Origin of the sequence: Oceanicoccus sagamiensis, assembly GCF_002117105.1 — a bacterium.
In the GTDB taxonomy this organism is placed as follows: domain Bacteria; phylum Pseudomonadota; class Gammaproteobacteria; order Pseudomonadales; family Dasaniaceae; genus Oceanicoccus; species Oceanicoccus sagamiensis.
The window spans coordinates 4167807-4189019 of the sequence record NZ_CP019343.1; the positions used below are offsets into that span (position 1 = coordinate 4167807).

Annotated in this window: 15 protein-coding genes, 1 tRNA gene and 1 pseudogene; 7 read left to right on the forward strand and 10 right to left on the reverse strand. The window is 47.8% G+C overall.

From position 1 onward, the window contains the following. Positions 1–165: 165 nt before the first annotated feature. Together BST96_RS18915 and BST96_RS18920 are read right to left on the reverse strand one after the other, a co-directional pair. A complete protein-coding gene (locus tag BST96_RS18915) occupies positions 166–1272 on the reverse strand; it encodes a zinc-dependent alcohol dehydrogenase family protein (protein ID WP_085760187.1) in 1107 nt (368 codons plus the stop codon). Between the two features lie 464 nt (positions 1273–1736). Beyond that, a complete protein-coding gene (locus BST96_RS18920) occupies positions 1737–5567 on the reverse strand; it encodes a PKD domain-containing protein (protein WP_085760188.1) in 3831 nt (1276 codons plus the stop codon). A gap of 534 nt (positions 5568–6101) precedes the next feature. Here BST96_RS18920 and BST96_RS18925 point away from each other — a divergent pair. After that, positions 6102–6178 (forward strand) — tRNA-Arg (locus BST96_RS18925). Positions 6179–6238: 60 nt separating this feature from the next. On the opposite strand, the gene BST96_RS18930 is transcribed toward BST96_RS18925, so the two are convergent. Continuing rightward, the gene (locus tag BST96_RS18930) at positions 6239–7213 is read right to left on the reverse strand and encodes a sensor domain-containing diguanylate cyclase (RefSeq protein WP_085760189.1); all 975 of its coding nucleotides are present in this window, start codon (positions 7211–7213) and stop codon (positions 6239–6241) included. Positions 7214–7440: 227 nt separating this feature from the next. On the opposite strand from BST96_RS18930, the gene BST96_RS18935 reads away from it, so the two are divergent. Together BST96_RS18935 and BST96_RS18940 are read left to right on the forward strand one after the other, a co-directional pair. Then, complete coding sequence (locus tag BST96_RS18935) at positions 7441–8709, forward strand: MATE family efflux transporter (protein ID WP_276206946.1); 1269 nt, start codon at positions 7441–7443, stop codon at positions 8707–8709. A 70-nt stretch (positions 8710–8779) separates the two neighbouring features. Then, on the forward strand, positions 8780–10132 hold the full coding sequence (locus BST96_RS18940) for an aromatic ring-hydroxylating oxygenase subunit alpha (protein ID WP_085760191.1): 1353 nt from the start codon (positions 8780–8782) through the stop codon (positions 10130–10132). On the opposite strand, the gene BST96_RS18945 is transcribed toward BST96_RS18940, so the two are convergent. The 4 genes and pseudogenes from BST96_RS18945 to BST96_RS21510 all read right to left on the reverse strand — a co-directional run bounded on the left by BST96_RS18945 (position 10133) and on the right by BST96_RS21510 (position 14376). Continuing rightward, positions 10133–10732, reverse strand: a complete 600-nt coding sequence (locus tag BST96_RS18945; protein WP_085760192.1) for a hypothetical protein — start codon at positions 10730–10732, stop codon at positions 10133–10135. A gap of 4 nt (positions 10733–10736) precedes the next feature. Continuing rightward, positions 10737–13034 carry a PqiB family protein gene (locus BST96_RS18950; protein ID WP_085760193.1) on the reverse strand — a complete coding sequence of 766 codons (2298 nt, stop codon included), beginning with the start codon at positions 13032–13034 and terminating at the stop codon, positions 10737–10739. A 19-nt stretch (positions 13035–13053) separates the two neighbouring features. Beyond that, positions 13054–13695, reverse strand: a complete 642-nt coding sequence (locus BST96_RS18955) for a paraquat-inducible protein A (protein ID WP_240554847.1) — start codon at positions 13693–13695, stop codon at positions 13054–13056. After that, positions 13682–14376: pseudogene (locus tag BST96_RS21510) on the reverse strand (paraquat-inducible protein A). The gene BST96_RS18955 and the pseudogene BST96_RS21510 overlap by 14 nt, the downstream one beginning before the upstream one ends. A gap of 200 nt (positions 14377–14576) precedes the next feature. Here BST96_RS21510 and BST96_RS18970 point away from each other — a divergent pair. Next, on the forward strand, positions 14577–15758 hold the full coding sequence (locus tag BST96_RS18970) for a thiolase family protein (protein ID WP_085760197.1): 1182 nt from the start codon (positions 14577–14579) through the stop codon (positions 15756–15758). Positions 15759–15813: 55 nt separating this feature from the next. Here the strand turns inward: BST96_RS18970 and BST96_RS18975 are convergent, their stop codons facing one another. Together BST96_RS18975 and BST96_RS18980 are read right to left on the reverse strand one after the other, a co-directional pair. Further along, positions 15814–16503: a nitroreductase gene (locus BST96_RS18975; protein WP_085760198.1), complete on the reverse strand. Its 690-nt coding sequence runs from the start codon at positions 16501–16503 to the stop codon at positions 15814–15816. A 19-nt stretch (positions 16504–16522) separates the two neighbouring features. Next, positions 16523–17299, reverse strand: a complete 777-nt coding sequence (locus BST96_RS18980) for an alpha/beta fold hydrolase (RefSeq protein WP_085760199.1) — start codon at positions 17297–17299, stop codon at positions 16523–16525. Positions 17300–17398: 99 nt separating this feature from the next. Between BST96_RS18980 and BST96_RS18985 the strand changes: the two genes are divergently transcribed. The 3 genes from BST96_RS18985 to amrA all read left to right on the forward strand — a co-directional run bounded on the left by BST96_RS18985 (position 17399) and on the right by amrA (position 19636). Then, on the forward strand, positions 17399–18175 hold the full coding sequence (locus tag BST96_RS18985; protein WP_085760200.1) for a hypothetical protein: 777 nt from the start codon (positions 17399–17401) through the stop codon (positions 18173–18175). Between the two features lie 64 nt (positions 18176–18239). Further along, positions 18240–19049, forward strand: coding sequence for an AmmeMemoRadiSam system protein B (amrB, locus tag BST96_RS18990; protein WP_085760201.1), 810 nt, complete (start codon positions 18240–18242; stop codon positions 19047–19049). Positions 19050–19075: 26 nt separating this feature from the next. Continuing rightward, a complete protein-coding gene (gene amrA / locus BST96_RS18995) occupies positions 19076–19636 on the forward strand; it encodes an AmmeMemoRadiSam system protein A (RefSeq protein ID WP_085760202.1) in 561 nt (186 codons plus the stop codon). Between the two features lie 15 nt (positions 19637–19651). On the opposite strand, the gene BST96_RS19000 is transcribed toward amrA, so the two are convergent. Then, positions 19652–21124 carry a malonate--CoA ligase gene (locus BST96_RS19000; RefSeq protein WP_085760203.1) on the reverse strand — a complete coding sequence of 491 codons (1473 nt, stop codon included), beginning with the start codon at positions 21122–21124 and terminating at the stop codon, positions 19652–19654. Positions 21125–21213 lie beyond the last annotated feature (89 nt).

Sequence of the window (21213 nt, forward strand, 5' to 3'; positions counted from 1 at the left end):
AGACCCTACAGATACTAAAAAGCCCCCGATGAATGAGCAGCGCTTTGTCCAGCCATAGGCGCTCATCCGCTTTCAGTCTTAAGTTTTTCATCTGCCATTACCCGAAACAGTAAAGGCAGTTGAAACTGAAATCTGTGTAACGACTAAATATTTTTGTCTAAACCGCTATTCAGTGTTTGGAACAATGAGTACCTTACCATTTCTACCTTTCTCGGCTGCGCGTGTAACCGCAGCTTTAATGTCAGCAACGTTAAAGCGCGAGTCGATATTGGCTTGTAGTGCGCCGCTTGCAACCAAAGGTATAATTTGGCCAAAGGCCGCCTGCTTTTCTTGCACAGTAGCCGTCTTAAACCATTTTGATAACCAAAAGCCGCGAATGCGAATATCATTAAATATAGTGACTGCGGGGTTCAGTATTGGTGACTTTCCTGACATTGAACCATAAGCAACCAAGGTAGCTCCATTGCTAAGACTTTCTGATAAGCGAGTAAATGTCTCTCCACCTACTGCATCAATCGCTAGGGAAATAGATGCATTGTTAGATGCGCGACCAATTTTCTGAACAAGATCCTGCCCATCAATCAAAACGACATCAGCCCCTTTTTCCTTTAGGTCTTCAGCCAAGCCCTCGCGACGAACAACATTGATAGTTTTGATCCCTCGCTGTTTAGCAAGCTGAATCACATAACCCCCTACTGCTGAATTAGATGCGCTCTGTACAATCCAGTCACCCTCCTTAAGCTCAACAAATGAGGTAAGCATAAGTAATGCTGATAGAGGGTTGATAGCTGTCATAGAAAGCTGCTCAATCACCTCATCACTGAGCTTGCCAAGATTAGGCAGAGGGATAACACTAGCTGCAGGAGCGATGATTTCTTCACGCCAGGTCCCCATTCCGGGAAGCAGAACTAATTGCCCCATACTTACTTGGGTCACTTCTGCCGATACCTCTATAACTCGGCCAATGCCTTCGCTACCCGGTGTTGAGGGCAATACAGGATCGATACCGTATTCACCAGAAATTTGTAATAAATTGGAGGGGTGAATCGGTGCGGCCAACACGTTTATTCTTATTTCACCAGTGGTTATGGATCGTGACATAGTTTCTTTAACTTCAAGTACTTTTGCAGGGTCGCCAATTTGATTCAATTCGACGTATTTGAATGTCGATCCAGATCTCTGCTGCGCCGTAGCAGGGTTGCCGTCCGCCCAAGTAAAATGCGTGAGACAAAGTAGAAGCGTCAAAATAGAGGCAGTAGAGATTTTTTTCATTATGTAATTCCGGCTTTTCATAAATTGATTATTTAAAACATAACACCTATAGAATTGAGGTGTAAGCGAAATAGTCGAACTTATTGTTCACATGCTGTTTTAATACGGTTAGTGTCTTCTATGGGTCAATAAATGACACTAAATAAAGTAATACCCAGGTTATGTGCGAGCTATACGATCTTAGTGTTAAAGTAAAAAAGGCGGCCAGATGACCAATTTCTTTCGGAATATACAGTACCTAGAACGGCCTAAAATGGGCTTTTTCGGGGTGTTTTTCAGGGTTTATATTCCGAAAATACAACCTATATCTTTGTTTTTATTATGGTTTCCACCGGATTTTTTATCGTCGAGGCTTAAAGTCGGTTCCGAACCAATGGCAGTAGCAGTAACATCAACATACGACCCATCTTAAAGCCTGCCTGTCAGGTGATCACCATCAATTTACAGCGAAAGGCATAGTTCCGTTAGGGTGCCTCCTGGCTAATCAGTGGTAGTTTTGCAATCCCATTGGAGTCAAAGTAGTAGATAAAATTATTGTGGATTGCAACAGGACGGCCTCCCCCTTTGCTGCCACCACCGACTAAATAAGGCTTGGCTGGATCGGCCACATTGATAACCTGGGTTCCTAGCACACCAGGGGTGCCAGCATAAATATAGTCACCCTCTTTAAGCAATGTTTCAACGCCATAGGATGCGTCGTACATTTTCGGTCCATAATAAACACTCTTGGCCAACTCTAGCCGCCCAACAACAGTCATTGCTGCCGGATCAGAAATATTAACCACCTCAAGCAATGGCCCATTGCTTCGCCCTCCGAAATCTTGCGCTACATAGAGATAGTCGCCCTCCAAAGTAATCGTAGCCCCCTTAATATCCACACTGCTGACTAAGCTTGGCGACAAGGGATTACTGATATCTACAGCATATAATTTACCCTGATTGGAACCGACGATATAGGCAGTATTAGCCTGCACTGCCACCGATTTAAAAAAGTCATCCTCAATCTCAAATATTGAGAGTCTATCGGGTGTGTCAGCAGAAATATCTAATAGCGTCAGCACAGCAGCCGGAGATTTGGCCCCGACCATAACCACGATATCGTCCTCGATAACAAAGTCATAAGCGGAGCCAGAATCCGACAAAGTTATCTCACCGATTTGTTGGCTAACATCATCAGCTACAAGCTCACGGATCGAGAAATGAATATCACTATCATCGCAGAGGATAAATAAGCGGTTCCCTTTAATCGCTATAACGCGCAGATGAAAACAACTATTGTCTTCCTCGGAATTCAGTGACTCCGTTGCGGTATCAAATGTAGAAATACCCTCATGGCCTACGGCTACTAGCCACTGGTCATTCACTGCCAAATACGGACTATTGGAGCTGACTATTGACTGTTCACTCCACTGTGGCTTATGCAGTGTATTTAAATCACTGACTACCAAACCTTCATTGCGCTCATAAAAGGCGCGCTGATTACGCACGATAAATTCTGCCGTGTTAGCCGCCGACGAATAGTATTGCGCAGCGATATCAATAGCGTCATGGTCAGAGGTATCAAACTCAACCAGAGAGTGCCCCAGGTTACCATAGAGTTTGTTATCGTTTATCGACAGCGTATAAATCCGCCCGGTTTCATTGAAGGTTGAAACGGTGAGCGGCGATGCAGGCACACTGATATCAACCACATTTAAACCCAGGTCTGTGGCTAAATATAAAATATCGCCGTCAATCAATGCAGCCCCAATAGAATTGCTACTGCCGGAACTAAACACAGTGCTGATAACAGCGATATCTGCGGGGGTACTCGTATCGATTAGCACCACCTTGTCCCAGGCAACCACAGCGAGAACATTCTGCCCGGCTACGATGGTGTTGGCAGTATTTAAAGGCGTAATAATACTATCCAGTAAAAGCGGGTCTTCAGGGTCGCTAATATCAATACTGTAGACAGATTCTACCCGTGATGACAATACATAGGCCACATCACCGACTATTTGAATAGACCTTGGGTGTTCTCTGTCACCTCCCGGTGAATTGGGTAAAGCTATCGCACCAACCAGCACAGGGTTAGTCACATCACTAATATCAATAACATTAAAACCATAATCGGCTGAGTCAGTATCGCGGTTACCCACATAGGCATAGCTGCCGCTGACTGCTATCGCTGAAAACTCGACCGGCGTACTACTTAAAATATTGCCGTTATCCAAATCAAGTACCCTTAAACTATTCGACCCCATATAGGCATACTGATCGTCATAGGCACTAGTCTGAGCATCCACAAATCCCCAGCTATCATTAATATCGGTGGTTAACAGCAAAGAAGCAAATAATGAGGTGCGCTCGCTACTCACGCCCGTTGTTAAGTTTCTATAGCCCCACTCATCATCCAGTTGCAGGTTTTGTGGGTCGGCCTGGTAATACAGAAATTTGGTAAAGCGTGCCTCAGGATTATCAAAAGACGACCAGGCCCATAAATCTTCAATGTTAATCTCGCTGTCGCCGGTAATATCGTCTTTTAACAAATAGCGAGAGCATTCGGTCATACGCTCTTTTAAGTGCTGATACGTTTGGCCAGATAACACATCATAATTCACATATTGGTAACAGGCCTCGGTGAGCATGGAGATATTCCACTCCCCGGCAATTAACTGCGCGCCGTCAATAATGGCGCGGATTCTACCGTCCACCCAGGCCCACTCCGAAGGGTCTGACAACAAATCGATACCGTCACGGGCGATCAACAAATACTGTTTATCCGCTTCGATACAATCGGCGGGTAATTCAAGCCAGCCACTGGTAGCCTCTCGCTCGCTGGCCGAGCTGCTAACCTGACAAAGCACACCGGCAGAAAAATTCTCCAGATCATAAACTGAAACCACAGAACCCGTGACAGCCCCCTCCAGAGACACCCGGCCTGTAAGCGCTGTATTCTTTAAAAACGCTTGTGATAAGGTCACGGTATCCAGACCTATGACGCCTTTGTCATCGGTAACGGAGAGTTCAAAAACCAGCTCTGATTCCACCAATCTGGGCACAGTAAAAGACGCCGACAAGCTATTGGCTTGCTCTAGTGTTACGGCAAAGCCACTTAGCTGCCGCCACTGCACCTGAGCAAGTTCTCCATTAGGGGAGATAACCTGCCCTAACAAGCTTACCTGTCCCTCTGCAATCACCTCGCGGTCAATGCCCGCATCAACGACTAGCTCTTCAAAGGCCTGTGTCAGGGTAAGGGTGGCAACACCTCCAACCCCTTTTTCATCAGTCACCGATAGCTGAAAAACCAGATCCGAAGCTATGACTGAGGGGGCAATAAAAGATGCGGATAAGCTATCCGCTTGCTCAATAGTGACCGTGGGGCCGCTTAATTGTTGCCACAGTACCTCGGCCAACTCAGCATTCGGGGAGCTAGCCTGCCCTTGCAACAGCACTGGTTTGTTGGCAATAACGCCTCGATCACTGCCTGCATCAACGGTCAATGGCTCCAGTATAGGCTCAACAAAAATATTGACCGTATCCGTGGAACTGCTGTCGTATTCATCGGTAACCGTCAGTAAGAACCCCAGCTCGGTATCACGGGAAATACTTGGGGCATTGAAATTTATTGAACCATTTAATCCGTACATCCAATCCACTACCGGGCCCAGCACCTGCTCCCATAGCGTATGGGCAATAATACCTCCAGAGCCCGCTGGAGATAATGTAATAGCCTGCCCCTCTGTTACTGTCTGGTCTTGACCCGCATCCGCGACGACAGGGGGTATGGTGCTATAGTCTGGGTTAAAAGGCAGCGCATCCTCTTTGTCACTAACGCCATCGCCATCCATGTCAAAATCCCACTTTGCATCCCCTCTCTGCATCAGGCTATTAAAGACGGGGTCTGTTTTTCTTCTATTCTCTGTGGAGTCCGCAAAGTCTTCCAACACGCCTGATCGAGTCATGCGCCCCTCATCCAAATGAGATTGCCAAAATGCAACACCACCAGGCTCACCACCTCGACCTAAAACATTTCTATACAGCTGACGGATAAAGGCGAGGTTATCCAGATCGCCATATTTACTTGAAAATTCAAAAGAGCGGTTAAAATCTCCAGCTATGGACTCTATGGTTCGACCTTGCTGAAAGCTGTTCACCCAAAAATTCAAACCACCCAAGTCTGGCTGGCGATCAAAGGCTGCAGAATACAAGCGTGCAAGTGCTTTGGTATCTTCTTTAGTCGCGACTATCTCTGCCGAAGCCAGCGCAGAAAAAAATGATAAGGCGAAAAAGAAAGAGGGAAGTTTTAACATATCCGATTACAACCATGCTATTAAGTCAATAAACGAACCATGGTGATAACACCACCAGATACGTTTTTTTCAAGCAGGTATAGTCCTTTAAAGTCATTAGCTTATTATTATTCAGTGAGCCGCAATTATTCCTGCTACCGCCCAAGGAGTCAAACTCACTCGCTATAGCATGACAGTCTATAGGTCAGAGCTCGGGCTTTAGCTCAGATTAAGCGCAATTAACCCAGCTTCGAAGCCTGACTCGCCGGCTCACCAAAGGCCCTGTCACAGCAAGACTTTTGTATAAAATATCAACACTCTCTAAGGCGCTATCACGACTGGTAGACGGTCGTTTGGCAGGGTATTTATTGGCTAACTGGCCTATAAGCTATAACCGAGGTGAAACTTGGGGCTTTTTCGTCAAACCACCGCTGAAGATGATAGTTTTGTTGGCTGAATTACAGTAAACTGCCCCGCAAATTATTTGGAGTATATGCCGCCCTTGGGGCTGCTAAGGCACTATGCCCTATACATACTTTCAACATAAAAGGTTAAGCGCCCGTAGCTCAGCTGGATAGAGCATCCGCCTTCTAAGCGGATGGTCACAGGTTCGAATCCTGTCGGGCGCGCCATATAAAACCCCGGCCATATGGCCGGGGTTTTTCTATAACCCACCCCAAAAAAACCGACAATCACCCAAGCCCCTTCCGAGCCTCCTTAGCCCGATACATCTGCCGATCCGCCTCATCCAGCAATTCCGACAAACTTTTATCATTTTGATTGGTCACAAACCCCAAACTCACTTCAACCGCAACCAACTCCCCCTCTATATCAATAGCCAAGTCCTTCACCTGTCCAGTCACTCGTTCAACCAACGGGTCAATATCCACCAGATGGGTGAGTGCGCAGGCCATGACAAACTCATCGCCACCCAGACGGCAGGCGATATCACTATCCCTCAGGGATTCCTTGCAGGCATTGGCCACCAATTGCAATGCCCTGTCACCGGCTTTGTGACCGTGGGTATCATTGATTGCCTTCATATTATCAATATCGAGATAGAACAAACCCATAGTAAAGTCATAACGACGATTTAACTGCATTTGCCGGTCGACCAGTAACTCAAAACCCCTTCGGTTATACAAACCCGTTAGATCATCTGTATGGGATAATTGCCGCATCTCTTCGTGCTGGGTTATCAATAGCAGGTCAGCTTCCACCAGCTCTGCCAGGGTCGATAACAACTCGATAACATGCTCTTGGTAATGGGTTGCCTTGCCATCAAACACACAAATAGAACCGAAGATTTTCCCGTCTGGCCAACGAATAGGCCAGCCCAGATAAGAGAGTAAACCCTCTTCGGTATACTCCGGGTTATCCTTCCATTCAGATGTCTTGGAGGCATCGGGCACATAGAGCATGTCACCCGAGTTGAGAATTTTACTGCAATAGATATTCACATCGACGGGTGTCACGCTATCATCAGTATCAACTTCGCCATCGAAGCAGCCGGTGACGGAACGAAAACCGTGTTCGTTAGACTCTACGATATAGGCCCCCGGGGCATCAAACACCCTTGTGATCAGACTGACCAGGTGCTGCCACTTCTCGACCGGCACGGTCAGTGACTCATTATCTATAATCCAGGGTGAATAGGTCTTTGCCATAATGGTAAAATCTATTTTATTGCTTTAAATTACAGTTTAGCCCCAGATACGTTATTGGCAACCATGGTCATTGCCAACCACAGACATTATAACCGCAGTACAAGGCAGACATTCCTATTAACGATAGCCCTCAAGTAACACACCAGAACAGCGAGATACCTGAACAGGTCGATGCCCTGCACGGCCCTATTTTAGCCACCTTCTTTCGCTATCTGATTCCCTCACTGATTGGGCTGTTAGCGATGACCTCTGCAACGCTGGTCGATGGCTTATTTATTGGTAACTTCGTCGGCGTCAGGGCTCTGGCCGCAGTTAATCTGCTGATCCCGATTATGTCGATACTCTTCGGCGTTGGTATTATGTTAGCCACTGGCGGCTCTGTCAGGGGCGGTAAGTATTTAGGTGAACGAGATACCGCCGCAGCTTCTGCCATATTCAGTAAAAGCCTGATCGCAGCGACGGTCTACGGCGCCGTGATGCTATCTCTGGGCTTGATATTTGAAACCACACTCTTCGAAGCACTGGGTGCCTCCCCGGATCTATTTCCCTTGATGAGCGAGTATTACCGTATAGTGCTGCCGTTTATGATCGCGCAGATGCTATCGGTGGTGTTGTACTTCTTTATCAAACTGGATGGCCACCCACTGCTCACGGCAATGGCACTCGTCGCGGGCTCACTATTAAATATTGCACTGGATTACTGGTTTATTGTGGTCAATAACTGGGGACTCTATGGTGCTGGACTGGCTACCGGCTTGTCGCAATTTGCTTCACTGGCTATTTATGGCGGTTACTTTTTCAGCAAAAAAAGAACACTGCATTTTAGTCTCAGGCAATCACGCTGGCTGGAGGTTTTTCAGGCGGCATACAATGGGCTGTCCGAATTTATTAATAATATTTCCGCAGGTATATTGGCGGCTATTTTTAACTGGATGCTTATTCAACGGGCCGGTGTTGACGGTGTGGCTGCTATTACCGTGGTTAATTATTTATTAATGATCGGTTATATGGCTTTTTTTGCTATCGGCGATAGTTGCCAGGTCATGACCAGTCAAAACTATGGTGCAAAAAATGCGCGGCGGATGAATAAGTTTCTGCGCCTGGCCGGTTGGTTGGCGCTGTCCCTTAGCCTGATTTTTATCACCGTCTTGCTGAGCCAGAATGAAGCGTTAATTTTATTATTTGTTGACGACAACGACTCTGAAAAAACCATTGCTCTGGCACAGGTTTTTGTGACTTATCTGTGGCCGACATTTATCTTTGTTGGTATAAATATTATTCTTTCCAGTTACCTGACAGCTATTCACCTGGCCTTTCAGTCCGGTGTGGTCGCCCTGCTACGCAGCTTAGTTTTACCCGTTGTATTGCTACTGGCATTTTACCCGTTATTTGACGACTTCCGTTTTATCCTGGCCTTGCCCACCGCCGAAGCACTAACATTTTTCCTGGCGGCTGCTTATTTTATTCGCTACCGCCCTAAACGGATGGTCGGCTAAGACTAAAGGCTCATACCCTTCCGCCCTTGATAGCCTATAGTTAGTGTTATAACCACTAAGAGTGAAGAGCATGGTTCAGACAACCCATACCGCACCGTTTGTCATGGCCGACAACAGCACTGTCGATCATACAGCCCCGGTCACCGCTGATATGAATAAAAGCCGCTATCTCAGCACACAATGGCAACAACGGGAATCGGAGCAACTCTGGCCAAAAAGCTGGTTATTTGCCGGACTTGAATCAGACCTGAAAGACAGCGGTGACTATATACACTTTGAAATCGGCGTCGAATCCATTTTGATTGTTCGCGACAGTGATCATAGCTTGGGCGCTTTCTATAATAGCTGCCAACATCGCGGCAACCGTATCGTTACCGATAGCCATGGCAAAGGCATGCGTCATATTCGCTGCCCCTACCATGGCTGGACCTATGGTTTTGATGGGGCACTGAAAGGTGTACCTTCACGCAAACGTTTTAGTACGGAACCCTGTGCTGAAACACACTCGCTAAAATCTGTGCAGGTAGCAGCGTTTGAAGGTTTAATTTGGGTCAATATGGATAAGGACGCCATGCCGCTGGAAGAGTATCTTGGCACTCTTAAAGATAAAATCGCGCCCTATAATCTACAGCGGATGCAGTTAATCAGCCAACAGACTGTCGCACTGGATTGCAACTGGAAAACAGTAAGGGATAATTTTTTAGAACAATACCATGTCGATTTTATCCACCCACAACACGCCGATACCGTTGACTGTGAAAACTCTATCAATACGCTGTTCCCCTTCGGCCATTCCATGACCCGTGTTAAAGGCTTTGTCACTGATGAAAAGTATACCGTGCCGGAGAAAGCGCCCCATTATTTAGCGCCACTGCTATCCGGTCTGGATTTGGATATAGATAGTTTTGACGGCCGTGTGCCAGACATTCGTCAAGCGGTGCAACAGCAAAAACGCAAGATTGCCAAACATTTGGGCTTTGATTATGGCCCCCTTTCAGATGAAGAGCTGACGGATGTTATTCAGCTGGATATCTTTCCTAATTTATTTTTGACCATTCAAGCGGAAGAAGTGTCTATCTATACACCGCGACCACATCCTTCCAATCCGGACCAATGTTATTTTGATAAGTGGACCTTACAGATACCAGAAGAAATGGCCTGTGACCCCGCAAAGGGGTGGATGTTATCGCCGTTATTAAATACCTCTAAAGAGACACCTCGACCCAAGCATGATTATTTTGATCAGGATGCGGTAATAGCACAGCAAAAAACGCTATCACTCACCTTCGATCAGGATATTTTTTATCTAAGGGATATGCAGGCAGGAATGCATTCTCGAGGGTTTGATAAGGTGACATTGAATGTCGATGAAGTGCGTATTCAACACTTTCATAACTGGCTGGACAGCCAACTCAGTCAATAGTCAGCCCTGCTCTGCACCTTTAAGGGGCAAGGTGCGCAACAGGCTTCTTATAATAGACTCCAGCCGTTGCTGGCGCTTATCCATCGCCAGGTCTTCAGCAATAAAAGCCTGAATACCTGCCCGCCATAAAATCACCGGGCTACCCGGCCGACTTAAGCCCACCATCAAGGTCCCCGTTTCCAAATTCTCAGAAATATATTCCAGTGATGGGTAAAGCCTGGCGAGTTCTTCAAAATCCCTACCTTTGTCACTGTCTCCCAATACGATCGCCGCTATCAGCACATAGTCACTGGGGGTATTCACGGGGTCAATCCGGTAACCCAATTGCTGGAATTGCTGATTGAGGGTTGCCTGCAAATTTATCCGGTTAACCGGGTTAGCCGCACTGGCAAACTGATCACTGCGCAGCCACAGAATATCCCGCCGCCAGGCTATACTTGCTCCCGGCTCTAAACTAAAACCGGGGCTGCTAACCGCCACCGCTGAAACACGAGACAATTCATCAGGTGCTTCGTAAACCGGCTGTTCGACACAGGCTGATAATAAGACCGTCAAGCTAATCACAAGCCATCGATAACCGTGTTTTAAAAGGCTAAGCATCTGCTTACTCCTGCAACTCTATCTCGGGTGCCCACTGCAACCATTTATCATCTCTATCGGCATAGAGTAAAAATTCATCCCTCTCCTGAGCAGCCGCACCCATATCAGCGTTATTGGGTGTCGCAAAGGAAATACCGCCCGCTAATACAGACTCCAGGGACTCCGTTTTAATTCTGGCACCACCAAATAACTTAAAGCCTATATCCAAACCACTGGCATTCCAGAACATAGTATTGGACCGAATTAAGGGAGCAAATTTTTTCTCTATATTGACATAAATACGCACATGATCCGCCGTATCCGCTAAACGAAAGCCGGTCACCGCTCCCACACGAACACCACGGTAGGACACCGCCATCCCCTCTTTGGCTGACCCCAACGTGGGTGACTTAATAATAATATTCAGGCCGGTATTTTCCTTTTTCGCCAACGGCGGTGATAAGCTGGCATTGAAGGTATATTGGGGCTCCGACTTGGCGCCCAAGCGGAAAGTAATATATTCACCCGTTAGCAAGGTGCCGAGGTTGGCTGTTTTGGCCAAACCAATTTCCGGCTTTACGGTCCAAAACTCAGTACTGGCCGTCGCTACCTGCACCGCTCTTTCATCCAGCACCGCTTTCACAACAACCCCGTCTAAGGCTTTATTTAATTGCACAGAGCGAACTCTACCTACCTCGATACCTTCATATTTAATTAAGGTGTCACGCTTTAAACCCTCGCCGTGATCAAAATTTAATGTGATCGGAATACCGACCACATGGGCACTGGCGTAATCATCATAAACTCTGAAAATCTGGTCATCAGCAATCGCAGCCGCTTCTGGCTTAGGGGTATAAAAGGCCAGCCCTCCCGCCAAAATACTATTGAGTGATGCCGTGCGTATTTTAAGTCCTTCCAAGCCACCAGAGATTTCAACACCACTGGCATCCCAAAACCGCGTACTGCTATTGACCAAATGTTGGTATTGCGGCTCGATATGTAAATCGATCAACAGGGATTGACCGCCCTCGTTAAAACGATAATCAATCACCGCCCCCACCGGCACATTGCGGTAGAGAATTTCTGAGCCTCGCACAATAGATTTCAAACTATCCACCCGGGCTTGAATATGTAACCCTGGAGCGTTTCTTTTCAGAATCGGCTTACTGCGCAGAGCTGTAAAATTACGGGTATCATCCGGTCCGTTACCATCCACTTCGAGATTGATAGACACACCGGCCAGTAATTGCTTAACCGCACTAAAATTCTTTAGATTTAACTCGCGATTATCTTGCCAAAAGCGAGCATGTTTATTCAGGTATTCTGAGATTCGGGGAGTCATATGAATTTCAACATTCATTTGCTGCAAATCGTCCGTGACGTCGACCGCTTCCACCTGACCAATCACAATACCCCGATAGACCACCTTGGTAATATCTTTTTTGATGGTATCTGAAATGGGAAATAGCACATTAACAATCACGCCAGCCTCAGCTGCCATATAGTCGTCATACAGCGGAAATCGATCACCATTGATGGCACGTTGTTCCGTACTGGTTTTATCCAGTGAAGTTAAAACAATGCCTCCTTTAATAATGGCCGCCAGAGATTCGGTACGAATATTAAACCCGGTTAATCCGCCCTGCACATTGACCCCGCTGGCATTATAAAAACGGCTGCTTTTACGGACCAGATGGGCATATTCAGGCTCAATAAAGGCGCTCATACTAACCCCCATGCCATCTTCATCCAGTGTGTAACTTTCAACATCACCGATGGTCATTTTTTTATAGAGGATGGGAGAACCTTCGACCACAGAACCTAAATCGCGGGATTTAAGCGTAAGGTGCAAGCCGGGCTCACTCATCGATTTTGGCGGGGTTTTAGGCAGTGCATTAAAGGTCCGTGTCGGCGTGCCATCACCAATACGCAGCGTAATATAATTACCAGATAACACCGTGCTTAAACCAGTAATGCCAGACAGCGAAACCTCCGGCCTTACCACCCAAAATTCCGTATTCGATAATAGTGCCGGCTCTGTGCGCTGGTCCATTTCAATCACCGCGGCAATACCGACCAACTCCGGGCGCACTTTGACAGAAACAACCTTGCCAACCACCATACCTTCATAGCGCACCTGGGTTTTACCCACCTCAATACCATCACCGGATTCAAAGTAAACGGTAACGTTTATCGGTGCCTCAATAATGGCTTTATAAATTAACCAGCCACCTATCACGGCGGCAATAATCGGCAGTATCCAAATGGCCGAGATACTCGCCTTGGGTTGTTCTTCTACTGTCGCCAGGTTGTCGGCATTCATAACATTGTCCTGTTAGGCGTTAACGGTCAGCGGATGGTTGTTTTTGTAAGTCCCAGATTAACCGCTGATCAAAGGTATGGGCCGCCAGCATGGTTAGCACTACCACGGTGGAAAAATACGTGGCAGCAGGGCCGCCGGTAATGGTAGCTATGCCACCGAGATCAACCAGCGTTACCAGAATGGCAATCACAAATAAATCCAGCATGGACCAGCGGCCAATAAATTGCACCATACGAAACATAATCGCGCACTGGCGCTGGTCCATCTGCCAATTAAAATGCACTTTTAATAATAACCAGTACAGACCCAACAGTTTTAGTAAAGGCACCGCGACACTGGCAATAAATACGACAATCGCAATCGGTATCATATTGTAATGCACCAGAGCGATGACCCCAGAGATAATCGTATCGGGGCTGCCTTTGCCTAAATACATCACCGTCATTATCGGAAACACATTGGCAAAAACCAGAAAGACCGTTGAGCTCAGGCAGAGCGCCCAGGTGCGAGCAAGACTATTTTGATTACGGTAATGCACAGCATCACCGCAACGAGCACACTGTTGATGATCACGGCCATTATCACGGTGTAACTTATGGCAGCTATGGCAAACCATATAGCCGCTGTCTCTGGCGGTGAATACCGTATTAGCTTTTGACAAGGGCAGCCTCCTCATCACTATCATCCGCAGTCTGTGAGCCGATTTTGTTCCAGACTATATGCGGGTCAAATACCGTCGAGCAAGCCGTGGCCACCACCAATAAAATTGAAAATGACAGCAAACCAAAGCCCGGCACCAAAGCGCCCATATCTTTCATTTTGATATAGGACACCAATATCCCCAGCATATAAACATCAAACATGCCCCACTCATCCAGATGCTGGTAGAGCTTTAAACAGAAACTCAAACTTTTATCCGACCAGTCCAATAAATAGCCGGCACTGGTATAGGCCAGCAAGATCAGTTTCAACAGCGGCGCCAAAATACTGCAAAAGCACACCAGGAAACTCATCCACCAATACCCCCCTTGGCCATCAGTACAATGCCGTTAACCATGGTATTGGTGGTACTCAAACCCATAATTTCCAGAGTAAACACTGGCAGTGTGTTGGCGGGAATAAACAGGATTAGGCCAGTCAGGCTTAAAGCCAGGGTACGGCTCATACTATTGGGGCGGGTAATATGTAAAACAGCATCACAGCGAGGACAGGTGGCTTTGCGATTGGCCTGGATTTTTTTATCCCGCAGCAACAGGTCACAGTCGTGACAGGCCACTATATCGGCAGCTAACGGCAAAGGCGATGCAGAAGATGGACTGTTGGTCACTGAAGAATCGTTCATAAATCCATTATTGTTTTATTTAGTGATTATATTCTAGTCAAAAGAGCGGTTAACAGCTAACAGTTTTATCATGACTATAACGCCTGACATGGGCCTAAAACTTGAATCCAGAGGGCCTATATGGCTAAATATGCGGCCTATTTTATGGGGGATTGCCAAGGTTTAGGCCCCCCAACGTCATTTATTTTCAGGAAATTACTATGTCAGAAGATTCTGTAGTCATTGTTAGCGGTGCCCGTACACCTATGGGCGGATTAAACGGTTGCATGAGTGCTGCCTCCGCTGTTGATTTAGCCACCACGGCCATTGGCGCTGCTGTAGAGCGTTCCGGCGTGGCCGCAGAAGATATTGAGCAAGTGGTGATGGGTTGCGTATTACAGGCAGGCGTTAAGCAAGGCCCCGCCAGACAAGCCATGATTCATGCTGGCATCCCTAAAACCACCGGCGCTGTTACCGTGAATAAGCTCTGTGGTTCCGGTATGCAGGCAGCTATTTATGCCCACGATATGATTAAAGCGGGCACCGCCACTATTGCACTGGCAGGCGGCATGGAGAGCATGACCAATGCTCCTCACGTACTACCCGCTTCCCGCAACGGTATCGGCACTGGCGATAAAACCATTTACGATCATATGTTTCTCGACGGCTTATCTGATGCCTATACCGGCAGAGCGATGGGCACCTTTGCCCAGGGCACCGCAGACGATCACAATATTACCCGTGAAGCGATGGATGCCTTTGCCATTGAGTCCACCACCCGCGCCCAAAAAGCCATTGCCGACGGTTCATTAAAAGCTGAAATTGTCCCTGTCACGATTAAAACCCGCAAAAGCGAAACCGTGATCGAAGATGATGAGCAGCCCGGTAAAGCTCGCCTGGATAAAATCCCCAGCCTGCGCCCTGCCTTTGCTAAAGACGGCACGATTACTCCTGCCAACTCCAGCTCTATTTCTGACGGCGCATCGGCACTGGTACTGATGAAAGAATCTGAAGCCAAGGCTCGCGGTTTAAAGCCCATGGCGCGGATTGTTGCTCACTCTAGTAACTCCCATGAGCCAGAGTTATTTACTACGGCACCGATCGGTTCGATTGAAAAGGTGTTGGCCAAAGCGGGCTGGGCTAAAGACGATGTCGACCTATGGGAAATTAACGAAGCCTTTGCCATGGTGACAATGTTGGCCATTCAGGGTCTGGAACTTGATCACGCCAAGGTTAATGTTCATGGTGGCGCCTGTGCTCAGGGGCACCCCATTGGCTCAACTGGCTCACGCATTATTGTGACCCTGATGCATGCTATGCAGCAGTACGGTAAGCAGAAAGGTGTGGCTTCTCTATGTATTGGTGGTGGCGAGGCTTTATCTGTTGCTCTTGAAGCGATGTAAAACACCCACCGGCTATTCGAAAAAAAACCGCATTGATTGCGGTTTTTTTTGGCTGTTATTCCAAAAAGTGTACCGACTCATCTAACCCGGCGCGCCCCACCCGGCATTGGTTGGCCGGGTAATCCTTATCTTCATAACCGAAAGAAATACCGAATAATAATTTATTATTCGCCTCAATACCGGCGACCTCCCGCACAGTATTCGCATCAAAGCTCAGTGCTGTTTGCGGACAGCTCGCTAAACCGTGAGCGGTTAAAGCCAGCATTAAATTCTGTGCATAGAGCCCTATATCCGCCGCCTCTCTAAGACCAAAGGGCTCAGGTAAAAACAAAAAAGCCACATGGGGCGCACCAAAAAAATTAAAATTATCCAAAAAGGCCTGATGACGTCCCGCCTTATCATCCCGCTCAATACCCATGGCACCATATAGCTGCATCGCAGAATCAAACTGACGTTCCCGGTAGACGCCCTGATATTTACCCTCGTACTCAAAATCCATATTGATGGTGCCACGGTCCATGGATTCGGTTAGACGGGAAGCGAGTTGATGACGTTTTTCACCGCTTAATATATAGACCTGCCAAGGCTGGGTATTGCAGTTGGACGGGGCCTTTTGCGCCAATTCAAACACAGTATTGAGCAATGCCTGTGGCACGGGTTCCGGTAAAAAACCCCGTACCGAACGACGCTGGCTGACAATATCACTAAAGACCTGTTGTTGACTGACTGTTTGACTGACTGACATAGACTAACCTGTGCTCACTTTAGCTGGCGGTTAAAAACTGCTTCACCACATTATTAAAGGCCACGGGTTTCTCGGCGTGCAACCAATGGCCTGTATTTTGAATAATCTTCAGTTGTGCCTGACTAAACAGGCTTTCGATAGCATCGCGATAATCGGTTTTAATATAGGGCGATAGTTCACCCTTAATAAATAAAGTGGGGCCAGTAAAAGGCTGTTCAGCCTCCAGCGCCTGACGCAAATCATCATAACGGCTTTCCAATACTCGGGTATTTAAACGCCATTGAAACTGCCCTGCCTCGTTTTTATAAAGGCTTTTTAATAGAAATAAGCGAACCCCATCCTCTTCTATATAAGACGTTAATAGCTCGTCTGCATCGCGACGGGAGGCCAGACTGGCAAGATCCAGCGCATTAATAGCCGCAAACACCTCATCGTGATTGCCACCATAATAGACCGGTGCCATATCCGCTACCACCAAGCGCCCCACGCGTTCGGGAGCTGACAGGGCTAACTGCATCGCGACTTTGCCACCCAGCGAGTGCCCTAGCAGATGGGCATGGTCAATAGCCTTGGCATCCATAAATGCCAAGACATCCGCAGCCATCTCTGGAAAGCGCATAGAGTCCGCCCAAAAGGAACGGCCGTGATTGCGTAAGTCCAGTTGATAGACGGTAAATAATCCAGCCAGAGCTTTGGCAATACTGGTTAAATTATCACCCATACCAAATAAGCCATGGAGCAATATCAGCGGCTCACCTTCACCGCTAACGCTATAATGTAAAACAGGGTTGGACATAGAGTGCTCTCATACGGTTATCCATAGAACGACCGGCTTCAAATCCGGCACAGTGATTGGTAGAATTAGCGCCACATTACCACTTATAGGACCAAATCTGTGCGCATTATACTGCTTGTTGCCGTCGCTCTCATTCTCTCTTCTGTTGTTTCTTGCAGCAGCTCCGGCGGTTATAACCCTACCGTTTTCGACTATGGTTACGAGGCAGAAAAAATTGCCGCCAAACCGATCAAAAAGGTTGTGCTGGCACCGGTCAGTATGGGGGCCCCTGCCCCCTCCTACCTGCAAAAGCGCGAGCGCAAAGTTAAAGCCATGGTCAAACAGTACCTTGAAAGCAATGGCTATGAGGTGTTGCCCAACTACCATTTTGAAAATGCCTGGAAACAAGCCAGCCGAACCTATGGCAATGTCTACGACCCCAGTACCGGCAAGATAGATATCAAAGCCTGGCGCGGCGCCATGATTACCACCGGTGAAATTCTCCGGGATCAAACCGATACCGACGCGATTATCTTTGCTGACTTATTTGAACATGAAGTGCAGCATAGCAACAGTATGAAGCACTATGCCCGCTGGTATGGCGTCACCCGTAAACCCGCCCTGCAAGGCTCTGGCACCGGCGTACCTGTTGACTTTGACTGGTCCCAGCGGATCAAAGCCGCCTCGTTGATGGTCACGGTATACGATATCAGCCTGACCCGAGTCTTTGCCAGCCGCGGCGGTATTGATACCCTCTATGCGGTTGACCTGAAACGCTCTAACCCGGCCTTTGTACGCCGCAAAAAGATGCTAAAAAGTGAAGATAATATTGAAGAAGGCATAGAGCTGGCCTTCCACCCCTTTATTACCATGAAGAACTACCCCGGCAATAAATAGTTGCAAAGCCCAGCCATTGCGGTCAATATTTAAACAACCGCAATGGATAGGGGTAACTCACAGTATGCACAGTGTCAGGCAACCTGCCGTAGCGGGTCTGTTTTACCCCGGTTCTGCCCAGCAGCTATTAAAGGACGTTAAACAGCTATTAAGTGATGCCAGCCAAGCGCAGCAGCACAGCCCTATCCAGGCTAAAGCCATTATCGTCCCCCACGCAGGCTACATCTATTCTGGCTCTACCGCCGCCAAAGCTTTCTCCGCACTGGGCCCAAAAGCCAGCACCATTAAACGGGTGGTGATGGTTGGCCCCGCCCACCGGGTTAAGTTGCGCGGGCTGGCCATCAGCGATGTGCAATATTTTAGAACGCCACTAGGTGATATCCCCATTGATCAGGAGGCCAATAGCGCCTGCCTGAACCTGCCTGAGGTTCAAATTATGGACTCCGCCCACTGGCAGGAGCATAGCCTGGAAGTCCAACTGCCCTTTTTACAAGCCGTACTGGAAGACTTTAGCCTGGTTCCAGTGATTGTGGGCGATAGCACCAGTGCTGAAGTCCAGGCGCTACTGGACTTATTATGGGGCGGGCCAGAAACACTGATTGTGATTAGCAGCGACTTAAGCCACTTTCACGATTACAGCACCGCCCAATATATTGATCGCAGCACCTGCGAAGCCATCGAACACTTTGACCTTGACCATATCGATCTAAAACAAGCCTGCGGCTCCATTGGCCTTAAAGCCTTATTGCAAGCCGCCAAACATCGCAATATGCAAGTCCATACTCTGGGATTATGTAACTCTGGTGATACTTCTGGTGACCAGGAACGCGTGGTAGGCTATGGTAGTTGGGCTTTTACTGATAAAACCCAATAACCAATACATACCAAAAAGATTTTGTCATGCTCTCCGCTATTGAACGCCAACAACTGTTTTCCATTGTGCAAGAATCCATTCTGCACGGTCTAAACCTGACTACACGGATTGAACTGGACCACCAGCAATATGCACCGTCTTTATTCGCCCACCGAGCCAGCTTTGTTACCCTAAAGCTGGATGGTCTATTGCGAGGCTGCATTGGCTCTGTCTACGCCACTGAACCACTGATCGATAATCTCGCCTATAACGCCCACAGCGCTGCTTTTGATGACCCACGTTTTTTACCCGTCAACCAGGATGAGTTTCCCTTATTAGATATTGAGTTTTCCATTCTCAGTGAGCCAGAAACCATAGACTGTCGTTCCGAGCAGGATTTACTAGAGCAATTGCGGCCCGGCATTGATGGCTTAATTCTTACCGAAGGTGAACACTGTGCCACTTTTTTACCTACTGTGTGGGGGCAGATTAGCGATAATAGCCGTTTTGTCTATGAGCTAAAATTGAAGGCCGGGTTGGAGGGTGATTATTGGAGTGACACCCTTAAGGCAGAGCGTTATACCGTTGAGCATTACCGGAAAAAATAAAGCAGGCCACAAAGCTTAGCTGGCAAACTGCTGCCGCAATACATTCTTCTGCACCTTACCCATCGTATTACGTGGCAACTCATCTAAAAAATGAACAAGCTTTGGGACTTTATAAGCTGCCAATGTTTCTCTGGCCTCGGCCGCAATCTGCTCCGGGCTTAAGGCCACCGTATGATCAAGCACCACCGCCACGGATACCGCCTCACCAAAATCAGCATCGGCCACACCAAACACCGCTGATTCTTTTACGCCCTCAATAGCATCGATAACCAACTCCACTTCCTTGGGGTAAACATTATAGCCGCCACTAATCACCATATCTTTAGCCCGGCCTACAATGGAGATATAGCCATCTTCGCTAATAAGCCCTTGATCACCGGTAATAAAAAAACCATCGTCGGTAAATTCCTCCGCGGTTTTTTCCAGCATCTGCCAATAGCCTTGAAAAACATTGGGCCCTTTAACCTGAATAGAACCAATAACACCTTCCGACACAGCCTTATTGTTAGTATCGACAATACGGGCATCAACACCGGGCAAGGCAAAGCCTACCGTCCCCGCCCTGCGCTCACCGTGCAGAGGGTTAGAAATCAACATACTGGTTTCAGACATACCATAGCGCTCTAAAATCTTATGCCCCGTACGCTGCTCAAACAGCTGATGGGTACTTGCCAGCAATGGTGCAGAACCGGAAATAAATAAGCGCATCGCGTGGCAAGGCTGGGCAGAAAAATCCTCACTCGCCAGCAGCCGGGTATAGAAAGTGGGCACGCCCATCATCACCGTGGCCCGGGGCAATTGCTCAATCACCTGTTCCACCTTAAAAGACGGCAAAAAAATCATCGAAGCACCAGCAGCTAACACACAATGACAGGCAACAAATAAACCGTGCACATGAAAAATCGGCAGCGCATGCAATAACACATCTTGCTGATCCCAGCCCCAATAATCGTGCAGCATCAATGCATTGGCCGCCAGATTGCTGTGACTTAACATCGCGCCTTTAGGCCTGCCGGTGGTACCGGAGGTATAAAGAATAGCAGCCAGGTCATCAGCACTGGAGTGGACGGTAGCAAATTGAGCGGGGGCTGTAGCACTGTGTGCCAGTAAGCCAGCCATCGTCTCAAACCTTGCCCCCTGCTGTTGCGCAAGAGTTTTGACGCTTGCTTGGTCGGCAACAATCAGCCCAGGGCCTGCATCCTGAAAAAAATACGCCAGCTCTGCCTGGGTATAAGCCGTATTAAGAGGTAAGTAGATCAGGCCAGCCCGTAAGCAGGCCAGATAAACCACCAGTACCTGTGCTGACTTATTGACCTGCACCGCCACTCTATCTCCGCTATTTAAATCGAGGCTAAGCAGATAATTAGCCATTCGGGCAGAACTGGCTTCCAGCTCCGCATAGGACAGCTGATCAATAATAAACGGCTGTTCACCATCAGCAGGAAAACGCTGACTGAGAATATGGTAAAGATTCTGATTACGGCTCACTATAACAACCTCTGATACAGCCCTGAATATAAGCCCCTAAATGCAAGCCAACAAAACACCGGTATAAGTAGGATTACAGATTGCGTCCT